Origin of the sequence: Microbacterium arabinogalactanolyticum (assembly GCF_030268005.1) — a bacterium.
GTDB classification, from domain to species: domain Bacteria; phylum Actinomycetota; class Actinomycetes; order Actinomycetales; family Microbacteriaceae; genus Microbacterium; species Microbacterium arabinogalactanolyticum.
Genome location: NZ_BRZC01000007.1, coordinates 335,721 through 350,979 on the forward strand (window position 1 = coordinate 335,721; position 15,259 = coordinate 350,979).

General features: G+C 68.7%; 13 protein-coding genes and 1 tRNA gene. 5 read left to right on the forward strand and 9 right to left on the reverse strand.

Annotation, left to right across the window (positions count from 1 at the left end; all coding sequences use genetic code 11):
* The first annotated feature begins 89 nt into the window (after positions 1 to 89).
* On the forward strand, positions 90 to 2,060 hold the full coding sequence (gene acs / locus MIAR_RS13115; protein ID WP_285636693.1) for an acetate--CoA ligase: 1,971 nt from the start codon (positions 90 to 92) through the stop codon (positions 2,058 to 2,060).
* 80 nt (positions 2,061 to 2,140) lie between these two features.
* Here acs and MIAR_RS13120 read toward each other — a convergent pair whose 3' ends face one another.
* The gene (locus MIAR_RS13120) at positions 2,141 to 2,599 is read right to left on the reverse strand and encodes a RidA family protein (RefSeq protein WP_285636696.1); all 459 of its coding nucleotides are present in this window, start codon (positions 2,597 to 2,599) and stop codon (positions 2,141 to 2,143) included.
* Positions 2,596 to 2,820 (reverse strand): Sp36 family protein, encoded by a 225-nt coding sequence (sp36, locus tag MIAR_RS13125; protein WP_285636699.1) that lies wholly within the window; start codon positions 2,818 to 2,820, stop codon positions 2,596 to 2,598. The genes MIAR_RS13120 and sp36 overlap by 4 nt, the downstream gene beginning before the upstream one ends.
* Before the next feature lie 81 nt (positions 2,821 to 2,901).
* On the opposite strand from sp36, the gene MIAR_RS13130 reads away from it, so the two are divergent.
* The 4 genes from MIAR_RS13130 to MIAR_RS13145 all read left to right on the forward strand — a co-directional run bounded on the left by MIAR_RS13130 (position 2,902) and on the right by MIAR_RS13145 (position 7,769).
* Positions 2,902 to 5,496, forward strand: a complete 2,595-nt coding sequence (locus MIAR_RS13130; protein ID WP_285636702.1) for a transglycosylase domain-containing protein — start codon at positions 2,902 to 2,904, stop codon at positions 5,494 to 5,496.
* Positions 5,493 to 6,431 carry a metallophosphoesterase gene (locus tag MIAR_RS13135; RefSeq protein ID WP_285636706.1) on the forward strand — a complete coding sequence of 313 codons (939 nt, stop codon included), beginning with the start codon at positions 5,493 to 5,495 and terminating at the stop codon, positions 6,429 to 6,431. Before MIAR_RS13130 ends, MIAR_RS13135 begins: the two co-directional genes overlap by 4 nt.
* Before the next feature lie 145 nt (positions 6,432 to 6,576).
* Positions 6,577 to 6,650 (forward strand) — tRNA-Pro (locus MIAR_RS13140).
* Positions 6,651 to 6,995: 345 nt separating this feature from the next.
* A complete protein-coding gene (locus MIAR_RS13145) occupies positions 6,996 to 7,769 on the forward strand; it encodes an HAD-IIB family hydrolase (RefSeq protein ID WP_285636708.1) in 774 nt (257 codons plus the stop codon).
* A 133-nt stretch (positions 7,770 to 7,902) separates the two neighbouring features.
* On the opposite strand, the gene MIAR_RS13150 is transcribed toward MIAR_RS13145, so the two are convergent.
* The 7 genes from MIAR_RS13150 to MIAR_RS13180 all read right to left on the reverse strand — a co-directional run bounded on the left by MIAR_RS13150 (position 7,903) and on the right by MIAR_RS13180 (position 15,239).
* The gene (locus MIAR_RS13150; RefSeq protein WP_285636711.1) at positions 7,903 to 9,162 is read right to left on the reverse strand and encodes an alpha-hydroxy acid oxidase; all 1,260 of its coding nucleotides are present in this window, start codon (positions 9,160 to 9,162) and stop codon (positions 7,903 to 7,905) included.
* A gap of 26 nt (positions 9,163 to 9,188) precedes the next feature.
* Complete coding sequence (locus tag MIAR_RS13155; protein ID WP_285636713.1) at positions 9,189 to 9,902, reverse strand: FadR/GntR family transcriptional regulator; 714 nt, start codon at positions 9,900 to 9,902, stop codon at positions 9,189 to 9,191.
* A gap of 59 nt (positions 9,903 to 9,961) precedes the next feature.
* Entirely contained in the window at positions 9,962 to 10,591 is a 630-nt protein-coding gene (locus MIAR_RS13160) for a thymidine kinase (protein ID WP_285636715.1), read from the reverse strand.
* A 10-nt stretch (positions 10,592 to 10,601) separates the two neighbouring features.
* Positions 10,602 to 12,062 carry a malate dehydrogenase (quinone) gene (gene mqo, locus MIAR_RS13165; protein WP_285636717.1) on the reverse strand — a complete coding sequence of 487 codons (1,461 nt, stop codon included), beginning with the start codon at positions 12,060 to 12,062 and terminating at the stop codon, positions 10,602 to 10,604.
* Positions 12,063 to 12,109: 47 nt separating this feature from the next.
* Positions 12,110 to 13,183, reverse strand: coding sequence for an aspartate-semialdehyde dehydrogenase (locus tag MIAR_RS13170; protein WP_285636719.1), 1,074 nt, complete (start codon positions 13,181 to 13,183; stop codon positions 12,110 to 12,112).
* A gap of 141 nt (positions 13,184 to 13,324) precedes the next feature.
* A complete protein-coding gene (locus MIAR_RS13175; RefSeq protein ID WP_285636721.1) occupies positions 13,325 to 13,807 on the reverse strand; it encodes a GNAT family N-acetyltransferase in 483 nt (160 codons plus the stop codon).
* A gap of 145 nt (positions 13,808 to 13,952) precedes the next feature.
* A complete protein-coding gene (locus tag MIAR_RS13180; protein WP_285636723.1) occupies positions 13,953 to 15,239 on the reverse strand; it encodes an aspartate kinase in 1,287 nt (428 codons plus the stop codon).
* Positions 15,240 to 15,259 lie beyond the last annotated feature (20 nt).

The following is a 15,259-nucleotide window of genomic DNA, read 5'->3' on the forward strand; positions in this document are numbered from 1 at the left end:
GCCGCCGTGCGGACGCCGGACTAGATTCGGCCGTGTCCCGGGTCGCGCGCAGTCGCGGCCGAACAGCCCGCGCAAAGGAGCGAAGTGCCATGAGCAGCCAGATCGACCACCTCCTCGACGAGTCGCGGAAGTTCCCGCCGTCTGACGAGTTCGTCGCCCACACCATCGACGACCCGGCTCTGTACGAGCGCGCGAAGGCCGACAGAGAGGGCTTCTGGGGCGACCAGGCCCGCGAGCTCATCACCTGGAGCAAGCCGTTCACGCAGGTGCTCGACTGGTCGAACCCGCCGTTCGCGAAGTGGTTCGACGACGGTGAGCTGAACGTCGCCTACAACTGCCTGGACCGCCACGTCGAGGCCGGCCTCGGTGACCGCGTCGCCATCCACTGGGAGGGCGAGCCGGGCGACTCCCGCAGCATCACCTACGCCGAGCTGACCGAGGAGGTCAAGCGCACGGCGAACGTGCTCTCCGATCTGGGCATCGGACACGGCGACCGCGTCGCCATCTACCTGCCGATGATCCCCGAGGCGGTCATCTCGATGCTCGCCGTCGCCCGCCTCGGCGCGATCCACTCCGTCGTGTTCGGCGGGTTCAGCGCCGACAGCCTGCGCTCGCGTATCGACGACGCCGGCGCGAAGGTCGTCATCACCGCCGACGGCGGCTGGCGCAAGGGCAAGGTCTCGGCGCTCAAGCCCGCCGTCGACCAGGCGCTCAGCGACCGGAACGGCGAGGGCGAGCAGGCCACCGTCGAGCACGTCCTGGTCGTCAAGCGCGGCGAGAACGAGGTCGACTGGGACGCGGATCGCGACGTCTGGTGGCACGAGGTGGTGCCGCAGGCATCCGCCGAGCACGAGGCGCAGGCGTTCCCCGCCGAGAACCCGCTGTTCATCCTCTACACCTCCGGCACGACCGGGAAGCCCAAGGGCATCCTGCACACCACGGGCGGATATCTGACCCAGGCCGCGTACACGCACAAGTACGTCTTCGACCTGCATCCCGAGACCGACGTCTTCTGGTGCACGGCCGACATCGGCTGGGTCACCGGCCACACCTACGTCACCTACGGTCCGCTCGCCAACGGCGCCACCCAGCTGATGTACGAGGGGACGCCGGATGCCCCGCATCCCGGCCGCTGGTGGGAGCTGATCCAGAAGTACGGCGTGACGATCTTCTACACGGCCCCCACGGCCATCCGCTCCTTCATGAAGACCGGCCGTCAGATCCCGCAGCAGTTCGACCTGTCCAGCCTGCGCCTGCTCGGCTCGGTGGGCGAGCCCATCAACCCCGAGGCGTGGATGTGGTACCGCGAGGTCATCGGCGCCGACAGGACGCCGATCGTGGACACCTGGTGGCAGACCGAGACCGGTGCGGCGATGGTCTCCCCGCTCCCCGGCATCACGGCGGCCAAGCCCGGTTCCGCGCAGGTGCCGCTGCCGGGCATCTCGATCGACGTCGTCGACGACGACGGCAACGAGGTCGGCAACGGCAACGGCGGCCTGCTGGTCATCACCGAGCCGTGGCCCTCGATGCTGCGCGGCATCTGGGGCGACCCGGAGCGGTTCAAGGAGACGTACTGGGAGAAGTTCCAGGACAGGGGCTACTACTTCGCCGGCGACGGCGCCCGCCTCGACGAGGACGGCGACCTCTGGCTGCTCGGCCGCGTGGACGACGTGATGAACGTCTCGGGCCACCGCCTGTCGACCACCGAGATCGAGTCCTCGCTGGTGGCGCACGAGGCCACCGCCGAGGCGGCTGTCGTGGGCGCGAACGACGAGACCACCGGCCAGGCGGTCGTGGCTTTCGTCATCATCAAGCAGAGCTACCTCGACCAGCACTCTCCCGAGGGCCTTGTGGCGCAGCTGCGCGGCTGGGTCGGCGAGCAGATCGGCCCGATCGCCCGTCCGCGCGACGTGTACATCGTGAACGAGCTCCCCAAGACCCGCTCCGGCAAGATCATGCGCCGCCTGCTGCGCGACGTCGCGGAGGGCCGCGAGGTGGGCGACACCACGACGCTGGCCGACACCATGGTCATGACCACCATCACGAGCCAGGTCAAGTAGCACGGATGCAGAAGGCGGTCCCTCCCGTTCGGGAGGGACCGCCTTTCGTTCGCAGCTGGGTCGCTGAGCCTGTCGAAGCGTCAGGCGAGGAGGAACGCGACCTCGACCTCGACGGGGGTGTCCAGCGGCAGCACGGTCACGCCGACCGCTGCGCGGACGTGCTTGCCCGCGTCACCGAAGATCTCGCCGAGCACCTCGCTCGCGCCGTTGATCACACCGGGCTGGCTCGTGAACGACGGGTCGGATGCCACGAAGCCGCCGACGCGGAGCACTCCGGCGAGCCTGTCGACTCCGCCGGCGGCCGCGGCCGCCGCGGCGACGGCGTTCAGCGCGCAGGTGCGGGCATAGCCCTTGGCAGCATCCACGTCGACCTCCGCGCCGACCTTGCCGGTCTCGGGAAGCGCGCCGTCCACGAACGGCAGCTGGCCGGAGGTGTACACGACGCCGCCGTGCACGACGGCGGGAACGTACGCGGCCACAGGTGCGGCGACGGCGGGAAGCTCGATGCCGAGCTCCTCGAGGCGGGTGGCGATGCTCACTTGGTGTCTCCTTCGAACTGACGTGCCGCTTCCGCGGCGGCGGCGAGGCCGGTGTTGGCCGCCTGATCCTGGCTGACCGGGCGCTTGAAGTAGGCGACCAGACCGCCCTCGGGACCCTGCACGACCTGCACGAGCTCCCAGCCCTGCTTGCCCCAGTTGTTGAGGATGGCCGCGGTGTTGTGGATCAGCAGCGGCGTGGTCAGATACTCCCACGTGGTCATGGCACTCCTGCGTGTCGTCGGCGCGCCGGACGGTCCGTGCGTCGAGGCTTCTATTCAGGGAACTCCCCTAGCATCAAGCGTATGCCTCAAAAGAATCGGACGCTGAAGGGTGTGCTCGGCGGTCTGCTGGGCCTCGTCGGCCTGAGCGCTGTCGCCGGCGTGCTGGCCACGGCCGCCGTCACCCCCGCCATCGCCATCGCCGGTGTCAGTGGCTCGCAGGCCCTCTCGATCTTCGAGAACCTGCCTGATGCGCTCAACCCCAGCACCCCGATGGAGCCCACCGTCTTCTACGCGACAGGCGCCGACGGAAAGCCCTTCGAGCTGGCGAGGTTCTTCGACCAGAACCGCGTGCCCGTGACCTTCAATCAGGTCTCGCCCGTCATGTACGACGCGCTCCTCTCCAGTGAGGACAAGAGCTTCTACGAGCACGGCGGCGTGAACCTGGGTGCGACTGTCAAGGCGGTCTACGACAACGTCCGCGGCACCTCCTCCCGCGGTGCTTCGACGATCAGCCAGCAGTTCGTGAAGAACGTGCTCATCCAGAAGTGCGAGCAGGACGTCTCGGCAGGCGATCCGAAGTACAGCGAGAAGCTCAACGCCTGCTGGAATGACGCCACCAACGCCACCGGCGCCAAGGGCGTCGAGCGCAAGCTGCAGGAGATGCGCTATGCGATCCAGATCGAGAAGGACTACTCCAAGAACGACATCCTCCTCGGCTACCTGAACATCGCCAACTTCGGCGGTCAGACCTACGGCATCGAGGCCGCCGCGAACTACTACTTCGGTACGACCGCCGCCAAGCTCACGCTCGACCAGGCGGCCACGCTCGCCGGCGCCGTGCAGAACCCGAACCGGTTCCGCTTCGACAAGCAGGGTGGGTCATGGACTGACAAGACCGGCAAGGCGAGGAACAGCAAGGAAGACGGCTACGCCGACACCAAGTTCCGCCGCAACTACGTGCTCGATCGCATGCTGATCGACGGCAAGATCACGAAGAAGCAGCACGATGAGGCCGTGGCGCTGCCCATCACCCCGAACATCCACTCGACGACCCAGGGCTGCCAGGCCGCGGGGCAGCAGGGCTACTTCTGCCAGTACGTGAAGAATGTGATCGAGGACGACAAGGTCTTCGGTGCCACCGTCGGCGACCGCCGAGACACCCTCCGTCGCGGCGGTATGAGCGTGTACACCTCGCTCGACATGCGCGTTCAGAACGCCGGCAACGAAGCGATGGCGGCGAGGGTCCCCACCCATCTCGACGACCCCAACCACGTGATCGCCGGCAGCGCGGTCACCCTCGAGGCCAGCACGGGTCGCATTCTCGCAATCGCGCAGAACACCCAGTTCAACGAATCCGCGAATGCCAACAGCACTCCGGGGCAGAGCAGCTTGGTATATGCAGCGGACCGCGACCACGGCAACTCCGAAGGATTCCAGCCGGGTTCGTCGTACAAGGTCTTCACCCTGCTCGATTGGCTGGAGAAGGGTCACTCGGTCAACGAGACGCTCGACGGGCGTCGCAGTTCCCTCCTGCCGAGTTCGACGTACCAGACGTGCGGAGAGCCCGTGACGTACAGCGGCAGCGCCAACATCTCGAAGAACTACGGCAGCGTTCCTGGGTATGTGGGCACCCCGATGCGCTTCACTGCGGCCTCGCTGAACAGCGGTTTCTACGCCATGGCGAAGGACCTCGATCTCTGCGACATCAACAAGGTGGCCGAGCGACTCGGCGTGCACCAGGGCAACATGGTTCCCGTCACCAAGACCAACACGCTGTACGAGTCGATCCTCGGTTCGCGCAATATCGCACCGATCCAGATGGCGGGCGCCTATGCCACGATCGCGAACAAGGGCGTCTACTGCACGCCGAAGGCGATCGACAAGATCGTCGGAGCCGACGGCAAGGAGATGCCGCTGCCGGAGTCGTCCTGCACGCAGGTCATCTCTCCCGAGGTCGCGGCCACTGCGTCATATGCGCTGCACGGTGTGATGAACGCGACGGGCAGCGCGGCCAACACGAGGGATGGCATCCCCATGTTCGGCAAGACCGGAACCCACCAGGAGATCGGTACCGCTATGGCGCTGTCGAGCACGAAGACGACCACCTTCGTGTACGTCGGGAAGAACGGCGGCAAGGACTTCCCGATCGCCAAGAACTTCTACAAGGGCAAGTCGCTGAACACTGCGAGATTCGACATCGCCAGGGCCTTGGAGCGTGCCGCGAACAAGGTGTACGGCGGAGACGCGCTCCCCAGCCCCGACAGGAACCTCACCCGTCAGGTCCTGAAGGATCTGCCCAACGTCGTCGGGATGTCCATCGAAGAGGCCACCAAGACGATCGAGGACGCCGGGTTCTCGGTGCAGGTCGGCGCCCCCGTGGACAGCACCGTCGGTGCCGGGCTGGTCGCGACCCAGACGCCGGGTGCCGGTCAGGCGCCCGGCGGCACGACCGTGACTCTCTCGCCGAGCACGGGCAATCCGCCCGCAGCGAACGTGCCGAACGTGGTGGGCGCGAAGTTCAGCGACGCGAAGAAGACCCTGGAGGATGCCGGGTTCAGCGTCGACGACAAGGGCTGCAACGGTGGGACGCCCGTGACAGCTCAGAACCCGCCAGGAGGCTCCCCTGCGCCGCCCGGCAGCACGGTGTCGGTGGTCTGCATCGGAAACGAGCATTGACCTCGCGAGGTTCCGCGCACCCGGCCCTCATCGCGCTCGGCGCGGTGGGGGCCGCGGGCGTCGCGGCGACGGTGTGGGGCGTCGGGATCGAGCGGTACCTGTTCACCGTCCGTGAGGTGACCGCCCCGGCGCTTGCTCCGGGGAGTCGCCCTGTGCGCGTGCTGCACCTCTCGGATGCCCACATGGCGCCGTGGCAGCACCGCAAGCAGCGCTGGCTGGCGACGCTCGCCGCGCTCGAGCCTGATCTCGTGGTGAACACCGGCGACAACCTCGGGCATCTCGACGGGCTCTCCGGCATCCGCCGTGCCTTCGATCCCCTTGCGGGGATCCCCGGCGTGTTCGTGCACGGTTCGAACGACGTGCAGGCCCCATCGCCCCGCAACCCGTTCAAGTACTTCATGGGACCCTCGAGCGGCGCGAAGCGGATCCAGTCGCTCGACACGGATGCCATGGACGAGTACTTCATGGATGAGCTCGGCTGGCACAACCTGAACAACGCCGCGGCGCGGATGGAGGTCGCCGGGAACAGCATCGACTTCCTGGGGGTCGATGACGCGCATCGCGACTGGGACGAGCTGGACGTGCTCCCCTCGGCGCTCGGCGCGCTCGGGGAGCGGCCGGCAGGTTCCTCCGTGATCGGCGTGACGCACGCGCCGTACCAGCGCGTCCTGAACCGCTTCGTGGAACTCGGGGCGGATGTCGTGTTCGGCGGCCACACGCACGGCGGCCAGGTGTGCCTCCCGGGCTACGGGGCGCTGGTCGCGAACTGCGACATCCCGCTGAAGCAGGCCAAGGGTCTGAGCACCTGGACGCGCGATGGGCGCACCGTGCCGCTGAACGTGAGCGCGGGCTGCGGGCACTCGATCTACGCGCCCGTGCGCTTCGCCTGCCGCCCCGAGGCGACGCTGCTGACTCTGACCGCCCGCAGCGCCTGAGCCCGCGCAGTGGCGTGCGTCCGTATTCGCCGCTGGTGAGCGTCGCTCCGGGCGGGCACCGCCTGCGACGCGCGCGGGCGACCGGTGCACGCTCGCCGATTCGTCGTTGAGGCCGTTCGCATGTAGACTCGAACGGTTGCAACAACGGGGTGTGGCGCAGCTTGGTAGCGCGCTTCGTTCGGGACGAAGAGGCCGCAGGTTCAAATCCTGTCACCCCGACTCAAAGCCGAAGATCCCCCGCCCGGAGGGCGGGGGATCTTCGGCTTTTCCGTCCGGGACGCCAGAGGGGCCCCGCCGCGCAGGAGGCTCCGCCCGCCGCCACTCCGGGCAACGCGACGAACCTCCCCGACGAGCGGTGGGTGGAGGGCGCGGCGGGGATGCACCCCGTCGCAAGCCGACAGAGCGGCACGCCGCGAAGCGGTGGGCCGCCCCACGCCGCCGCGATGCCGCGCAGCGGCGAGCAACGCCCCCGCCCGATGCCGCGAATCGCCACGTGGACCGGGATATGCGTCGAACAGCCCCCTCCGCTCCCCCACAGCTCCCCTCCGATACCCTGTAATCACTATGCCTACGCCTCGCCTGGTCGCCTTCGACCTCGATGACACGCTCGCCCCGTCGAAGGGCGAGATCGACGTCCGCATCGCGGATCTGCTGCGCGCACTGCTGCAGCGCGTGGACGTGGCGATCATCTCGGGCGGCAACGAGGATCAGTTCCGCACGCAGGTCATCGCCCGCCTCGCCGACACGATGGCATCCGATCTGGCCCGGCTGCACCTGCTGCCCACCTGCGGCACCCGCTACCTGCGGCACGACGGCGCGGCATTCGCCGCGGTCTACGCCCACGACCTCACCGACCAGGAGAAGTCCGACGCGCTCACCGCGCTGCGCGAGGAGGCCGAGCGCCTGGGTCTGTGGGAGAGCCGCACCTGGGGCGAGATCCTCGAGGACCGCGGATCGCAGATCACGTTCTCGGCGCTGGGGCAGCAGGCCCCCCGCGACGCGAAGCACGCCTGGGATCCGGACGGCGCAAAGCGGGCCCTTCTCCGCGACGCGGTCGCTGCACGCCTGCCCGGCCTGGAGGTCCGCTCCGGCGGCTCCACGAGCATCGACATCACTCGCGCCGGCATCGACAAGGCCTATGGCATGCGCCAACTCGCCGACCACACCGGCATCCCGCTGACCGACATGCTTTTCTACGGCGACCGGCTGGACGAGGGCGGCAACGACTACCCGGTACTCGCGATCGGCGTCCCCTCCGTGGCCGTGGAGGGCTGGGAGGACACGGCCGACAAGCTCGACGAGCTCATCGCGGGTCTGCCGGAGCGCGTCGCCCGCTGACGGCGTCCGCAGCCGCGTCCCAGAAGATGCGGGTCACGAGGCGGCAGACCGGTCCGTTCTGAGACAGACCGTGCGCCATGTCTCAGAAGCGGCGGGCCCGGGCTGACCCGACCCGCCGCTTCTGGGACACGCCTCAGCGGACGACAGACTCCGCGGCGCCCTCGGCCACCGGCACCAGGCGCGCCAGCTGCGTGACATGCTTCGGCTCGAGCTCGGCCAGGGTGGAGACACCCAGCAGACGCATCGTGCGCTCGATCTCGGTCCGCAGGATCGCGATCGTGCGGTCCACGCCCTGACGCCCGCCGGCCATGAGGCCGTACAGGTAGGCGCGGCCGATGAGGGTGAAGTCGGCCCCCAGGGCGACGGATGCCACGATGTCGGCGCCGTTCATGATGCCGGTGTCCACCATCACCGTGAAGTCGTCGCCCACGGCCTTGCGCACGTGCGGCAGCAGACGGAACGGGATGGGCGCGCGATCGAGCTGACGCCCACCGTGGTTGGAGAGCACGATGCCGTCGACGCCGGCATCCTTCAGCCGCACCGAGTCCTCGACGTTCTGCACGCCCTTGATGACGATCTTGCCGGGCCACAGGTCGCGAATGACGGCGAGGTCGTCGTAGCTGATCGTGGGGTCCATGGCGGCGTCCAGCAGCTCGCCGACGGTGCCGCCGGTGGTGCTGAGCGAGGCGAACTCGAGCTTGGGCGTAGTGAGGAAGTCGTACCACCACCACGGCCGCGGGATGGCGTTGATGATCGTGCCGAGGGTCAGCTGCGGCGGGATGCTGAAGCCGTTGCGCTTGTCGCGCAGGCGGGCGCCTGCGACGGGGGTGTCGACCGTGAACTGCAGGGTGTCGAAGCCGGCGGCGGCGGCGCGGCGGGTGAGCTCGTAGGAGATCTCACGGTCGCGCATGACGTACAGCTGGAACCAGTTGCGTCCGTTCGGGTTGGCGGCCTTCACGCCCTCGATCGAGGTGGTGCCCAGCGTGGACAGGGTGAACGGGATGCCCGCGGCGGCCGCCGCTCCCGCACCTGCGGTCTCGCCCTCGGTCTGCATGAGGCGGGTGAAGCCGGTGGGCGCGATGCCGAAGGGAAGCGCGGACGGACCGCCGAGGATCTCGACGCTCGTGTCGACGGTGGGGGCGGGCTTGAGGATGCCGGGGTGGAACTCGACGTCCGCGAAGGCCTGGCGGGCGCGCGCCAACGACAGCTCGCCCTCTGCCGCGCCGTCGGTGTAGTCGAAGGCGGCCTTCGGCGTGCGACGCTTGGCGATGGTGCGCAGGTCGTAGATCGTCAGCGCCGCGTCGAGACGGCGCTTGCGCCCGTCCAGCTCGGGCTTCTTGAACTTCATGAGCTCGAGCAGCTCGGCGGGGTTGGGCAGCTGGCGCTGGACCATGGTGTCTCTCCTCTGCAGGGTGTGCGTCAGTGGTCGCCGGGCACGAGCCCGGCGGCGACGTAGTAACCGGTGATGTGGTCGTGGACGAGGGCGCGTGCGGCATCCGCCCCGCCCGCCTCGACGGCGTCGACGATCGCGTGATGCTCCGTGCGCAGCCGGGATGCCATGGCGTCCCAGTCCTCGATGCGCGCCGAGCCCTCCAGCACGTAGGACTCGATCGCGGTGCGCAGGCCCGCCATCATCGCGGCGATGACGGTGTTCCCTGAAGCCTCGGCGAGGGCGTAGTGCAGCTCGGCGTCGAGCGCGAGGAACACGGGCGCAGTGAGATCATCCGCATCCATGGCGGTCAGGATGCCGCGGATGCCGGCGAGATCGCGCCGCGGGTCAGCAGAAAGACGGGCGACGACGGCATCCTCCAGCACGAGCCTGGTCTGGACGACATCCGCCAGCGGGAAGCCCTGTGCGGCCACCTGCAGCCGCAGCAGTGTGGACATGCCTCCGGAGGGCGCGGCGATGACGATCGCGCCCGCCTGGGGTCCGGAGCCGGTCGCGGTGCGGATCAGCCCCATCACCTCGAGCACCCGCAGCGCCTCACGCACGCTCGAGCGCCCCACGCCGAGGTCAGCGGCGAGGTCGCGCTCCGACGGCAGCCGGTCCCCCGGGCCGAGCACGCCGTCGAGCAGATCGCTCTCCACCCGTGCGAGCACGGTGCGCCAGGCGCGCGCAGTGGTCTCCGGCATCCGTCCTCCTGTGGTCAGACCACAGGCTATCCGATGTGGTCAGACCACGCAAACGGCCCTCAGCCGAGCACTCCCCCGGACTCCTCGAGATAGCAGTTGCCGCACAGCGACTCGTACGTCACGGCAACGCCGTCGATCGCAACCTGGTCGCCGTCGAACACGAATCGGCCGTCGACCTTCCGCCCGTTGAAGACGGCCTTGCGGCCGCAGCGGCAGATCGTCTTCAGCTCCTCCAGAGTGTGGGCGATCGCCAGCAGCCGGGCAGAGCCCGGGAACGCATGCGTGCGGAAGTCGTTGCGGATGCCGTAGGCGAGCACGGGAATGCCGTCCAGCACCGCGATCCGGAACAGATCGTCGATCTGCTCGGGCGTGAGGAACTGCGCCTCGTCGATCAGCAGGCACGCGACGTCGGCGGGCGCCGCGGGGAGCAGCTCCTCGTCGACCTCGTCGCGGATCCGCTGCCGGTGCACCGCGAACAGCGCACGGGCGTCGTCGTCGGAGCCGATCAGGAAGTCGACCTCACGGGTCATGCCGAGGCGGCTCTCGATCTGCGAGGCGCCCTTGGTGTCGATCTCGGGCTTGGCGAGCAGCACCCGCTGCCCGCGCTCCTCGTAGTTGTAGGCCGCCTGCAGCAAGGCCGTCGACTTGCCCGAGTTCATCGCGCCGTAGCGGAAGTACAGCTTCGCCACGGTGGGTCCGTCAGCTCTGCAGCGACAGGGTCGCCGAGGTCTCCGCGAACGTCTTCTCTGCGAGCTCGGGCTGGTCGTTCAGCTTCTCCCCCAGCGTGGGGATCAGCTCGCGCAGCCGGGGCTCCCAGCCCGCGTACTCCTCGGCGAAGCAGCGCTTGAGCAGACCCAGCATGATCGGCACGGCCGTGGACGCGCCCGGCGATGCGCCCAGCAGACCCGAAATCGAGCCGTCCGCCGAGGTGATGACCTCGGTGCCGAACTGCAGGTTGCCGTTGTGCATGACCTGGGCGCGCTGACCGGCCTGACGCAGCGTCCAGTCCTCGTCCTTGGCATCCGGCATGAGCTCACGCAGGTCGTCGACCTTGCGGCTGTGGTTCTTGAGCAGCTCGGTCACCAGGTACTTGATGAGATCGAAGTTGGTGACCGCGACCTTCAGCATGCTGAACAGGTTCGAGGGACGCACCTGCGTGACGATGTCCCAGTTCGAGCCGTTCTTCAGGAACTTCGGGCTGAACGTGGCGAACGGTCCGAACAGCACCGAGGTCTCACCGTCGACGACACGCGTGTCCAGGTGCGGGACGGACATCGGCGGGGCGCCGACGGTCGCCTTGGAGTACACCTTGGCCTGGTGCTTGGAGACGATCTCGGGCTTCGTGGTCATGAGCCACTGGCCGCCGATCGGGAAGCATCCGTAGCCCTTGATCTCGGGGATGCCGCTGTTCTGCAGAAGCTTGAGGGCCCAGCCGCCGGCGCCGACGAACACGAAGCGCGCCTTGACCTGGCTGGGGGTGCGGCCGACCGTCTGGCGGTTCTTCACCAGCCAGGTGCCGTCCTTCTGCTTCTTGAGCGAGCGCACCTCATGGTTCGGGAGCACCTGCACGCCGGAGCTCTTCAAGTGATCGAAGAGCTGGTGGGTCAGGGCGCCGAAGTCGACGTCGGTGCCACCGGTGACGCGCGTCGCGGCGAAGGGCGCGTCCGCGGTGAGCCGCTTCTCCATGAGCAGCGGCGCCCACTTGTTGATGACGCGGGAGTCCTCGCTGTACTCCATGTCGGCGAACAGCGTCTGCTTCGACAGCGCCTCGTAGCGCGTCTTCAGGAAGGAGACGTTCTTCTCGCCGCGCACGAAGGTCATGTGCGGAGTCGGGTTGATGAACGTGTCGGGCTCGCTGAGCACGCCGCGGTCGACCAGGCTCGACCAGAACTGCCGGCTGAGCTGGAACTGCTCGTTGATCGAGACCGCCTTGCTGACGTCGACGCTGCCGTCGGCCGCCTCCGGCGTGTAGTTCAACTCGCAGAGCGCGGCGTGCCCCGTGCCCGCGTTGTTGAACGCGTGCGAGCTCTCCTCGGCGACGTCGCTGAGTCGCTCATAGGCGACGATCTTCCAGTCCGGCTGCAGTTCGTGCAGCAGGGTACCCAGAGTGGCGGACATGATGCCCCCACCGATCAGAACGACATCGACGGTTTCAGTCACCCGATAAGTCTAGCCGTCGGCATCCGTCCCGATTTCCGCGCGACGGCTCAGGCGGATGCCGGGACCAGGCGCTTCGCGAGCTCCTCGGCGATCTGCACGGCGTTCAGCGCCGCACCCTTGCGCAGGTTGTCGTTGCTGATGAACAGCACCAGTCCCTTGCCCTCGGGAGCGGACTGGTCGGCGCGGATGCGGCCGACGAAGCTGGGGTCCTTGCCCGCCGCCTGGAGCGGGGTCGGCACCTCGTCGACGACGACGCCCGGGGCTGCGGCGAGGACCTCGTAGGCGCGCTCCGGGGTGATGTCGTTCGCGAACTCCGCGTGGATCGACAGCGAGTGGCCGGTGAACACGGGCACGCGCACGCAGGTGCCGGCCACGCGCAGGTCGGGGAGGCCGAGGATCTTGCGGCTCTCGTTGCGGAGCTTCTTCTCCTCGTCGGTCTCGTTGTCACCGTCGTCGACGATGGAGCCGGCCAGCGGGATGACGTCGAACGCGATCGGCGCGACGTACTTCTCCGGCTGCGGGAAGTCGACGGAGGAGCCGTCGTGCACGAGCCGCAGGGTGTCGCCCTGGGCGAGCACCCCCTCCACCTGACCGAGCAGCTCCTGGGCACCGGCGAGACCGGAGCCGGAGACGGCCTGGTAGGTGCTGACGATCAGTCGCTCGAGACCGGCCTCGGCGTGCAGCGCCTTCATGACGGGCATCGCGGCCATGGTGGTGCAGTTCGGGTTGGCGATGATCCCCTTGGGGCGCTCGTCCATGGCATCCGGGTTGACCTCGCTGACGACCAGCGGGACCTCCGGGTCCATCCGCCACGCACTGGAGTTGTCGACCACGACGGCGCCGGCTGCGGCGAACTTCGGCGCGTAGGCGCGGCTGGCGGTCGCGCCGGCCGAGAACAGCGCGATGTCGATGCCCGAGGCGTCCGCCGTCTCCACGTCCTCGACGATCACGTCGGTGCCGCCGAAGTCGATGCTCGTCCCGGCCGAGCGGGCGGACGCGAACAGCCGCAGCTCACGGATCGGGAACGAGCGCTCGGCGAGGATCTCGCGCATGACGGTGCCGACCTGTCCGGTCGCGCCGACGATGGCGATCGAGAAACCTGAGTCTGAGATGCGGGTCATGAGCAGTCCTTGGCGTGGAGACGGTGCGCCAGGCTCAGCCCCGGGTGAGGATGCTGCGCCCGGCGCCGATGTCAGGGTTGCGGCGAGTCTACCTGCTCGCGATGGGGGCGGGACCGGTCGTGACGCGGGCGGAGGTTCGCGTCAGACCTGGTCGATGTACGTGTGGAACGGCGCGCGGAGGGCGACCCGGTCGTACAGGCGCTGGGCGTCGGTGTTGGTGTACGAGGTGATCCAGCGCACCTCGATCAGCCCCTGCTCGCGAGCGATCTCGTGCAGCCGGGTCAGCAGCGCTCGGCCCACTCCCCCGCCGCGCACGCCGGGCGAGACGAAGAGGTCGTCCAGGAAGATGGCCGTCGCGCCGCGCGACGGGCGGGCGAAACGACGCCAGTGCGCGATGCCGATCGGGGCGCCGTCGCGCACCGCGAGCAGCGCGTTCAGCTCGTGGCCGGCATCCTGCAGCCACTCCCAGACCGTGTCGATGACGGCGTCATCGTGCTCGAGCTCGTAGAAGTCGCGGTAGCCGCGGAACAGCGCGGCCCAGGCGTCGCGATCGGCCGGCTCCAGGTCACGGATCGTGAGAGCTTCCGCGCCCGATTCGGTCTTCGCCCCGGCATCCGTCGTCATCCGACGATCGTATCGGGCCGGCACCGGTGCACGTCGGGCACGGATGCACGGCGAGGGAACGGATGCACGGCGAATCCGGGGCTCCGGCCGTGCAGGCGTTCCCCGCTCGTGCAGGTGTCCCGGGCTCGGACGGCGTCGGGAGGCGTCAGCGGCCGGTGCCGGCGTGGACGACCGCTTCGATCTCGCTGTCCAGACCGTAGGCGGTGTGCACGGCCTGCGCCGCCTGAGCCAGGTCGGATCCGCGCACCACGACCGAGATGCGGATCTCGGAGGTGGAGATCATCTCGATGTTCACGCCGCCGCGGCTGAGCGCGTCGAAGAGGATCTCGGAGACGCCCGAGTGCGTGCGCATGCCCGCGCCGACGACCGAGAGCTTGCCGATCTGGTCGTCGTGCAGCAGGTTCTCGAAGCCGACCGCGGACTGCTCGGCGGCGAGAGCCTTGATGGTGCCGGCGGCGTCGGCCTTGGACAGCGTGAAGGAGATGTCGGTGCGGCCCGTGGAGGCGGCCGACACGTTCTGCACGATCATGTCGACGTTGGCGCCCGACTTGGAGACGATCTTGAAGATCTCAGCGGCCTTGCCGGGAACGTCCGGCACGCCCGCGACGGTGATCTTCGCCTGGCTGAGGTCGGTGGCGACGCCGGCGACGATGGGTTCTTCCATGGCTGCTCCCTCGGATTCGCGGGGGTTCTTCATGCCCTCGCCCAGAACGTAGGTGCCCTCGGCAGACGAGAACGTGGATCGTGCGTGGATGAGCACGCGATGACGGCGCGCGTACTCGACGGCGCGGATGTACAGCACCTTGGCGCCGTTCGCGGCGAGCTCGAGCATCTCCTCGCTGGAGATGTGGTCGAGCTTGGCGGCGCGCGGGATGACGCGCGGGTCCGCCGTGTAGATGCCGTCGACGTCGCTGTAGATCTCGCAGACGTCGGCCTTCAGCGCTGCCGCCAGCGCGACGGCGGTGGTGTCGGAGCCGCCGCGGCCGAGCGTGGTGATGTCGCGGGTGTCGCGGTTGAAGCCCTGGAAGCCGGCGACGATGACGATCGCCCCCTCGTCCAGTGCCTCGCGCAGGCGCACCGGGGTGACGTCGACGATGCGCGCCTTGCCGTGGTGCGAGTCGGTGATCATGCCGGCCTGGCTGCCGGTGAACGATCGCGCCTCGAAGCCCATCGAGTGGATGGCCATCGCCAGCAGCGCCATCGAGATGCGCTCACCGCTGGAGAGCAGCATGTCCAGTTCGCGCGGGGCGGGGATCGGCGCCACCTCGTGCGCGAGATCCAGCATCTCGTCGGTGGTGTCGCCCATGGCGCTCACGGCGACGACGACGTCGTGGCCGGCGCGACGGGTGTCGACGATGCGCTTGGCGACGCGCTTGATGCTCTCTGCGTCGGCGACGGACGAACCGCCGTACTTCTGCACGATCAGGGCCACGATCACTCCCGGGGACGGTG

Coding starts and splice junctions, on each gene's coding strand:
- MIAR_RS13170 (WP_285636719.1), bottom strand. CDS start 13,183: ATGACCCGCATCTCAGACTCAGGTTTCTCGATCGCCATCGTCGGCGCG.
- MIAR_RS13155 (WP_285636713.1), bottom strand. CDS start 9,902: ATGCCGGAGACCACTGCGCGCGCCTGGCGCACCGTGCTCGCACGGGTG.
- MIAR_RS13150 (WP_285636711.1), bottom strand. CDS start 9,162: ATGGTCCAGCGCCAGCTGCCCAACCCCGCCGAGCTGCTCGAGCTCATG.
- MIAR_RS13175 (WP_285636721.1), bottom strand. CDS start 13,807: ATGACGACGGATGCCGGGGCGAAGACCGAATCGGGCGCGGAAGCTCTC.
- sp36 (WP_285636699.1), bottom strand. CDS start 2,820: ATGACCACGTGGGAGTATCTGACCACGCCGCTGCTGATCCACAACACC.
- MIAR_RS13130 (WP_285636702.1), top strand. CDS start 2,902: ATGCCTCAAAAGAATCGGACGCTGAAGGGTGTGCTCGGCGGTCTGCTG.
- acs (WP_285636693.1), top strand. CDS start 90: ATGAGCAGCCAGATCGACCACCTCCTCGACGAGTCGCGGAAGTTCCCG.
- MIAR_RS13145 (WP_285636708.1), top strand. CDS start 6,996: ATGCCTACGCCTCGCCTGGTCGCCTTCGACCTCGATGACACGCTCGCC.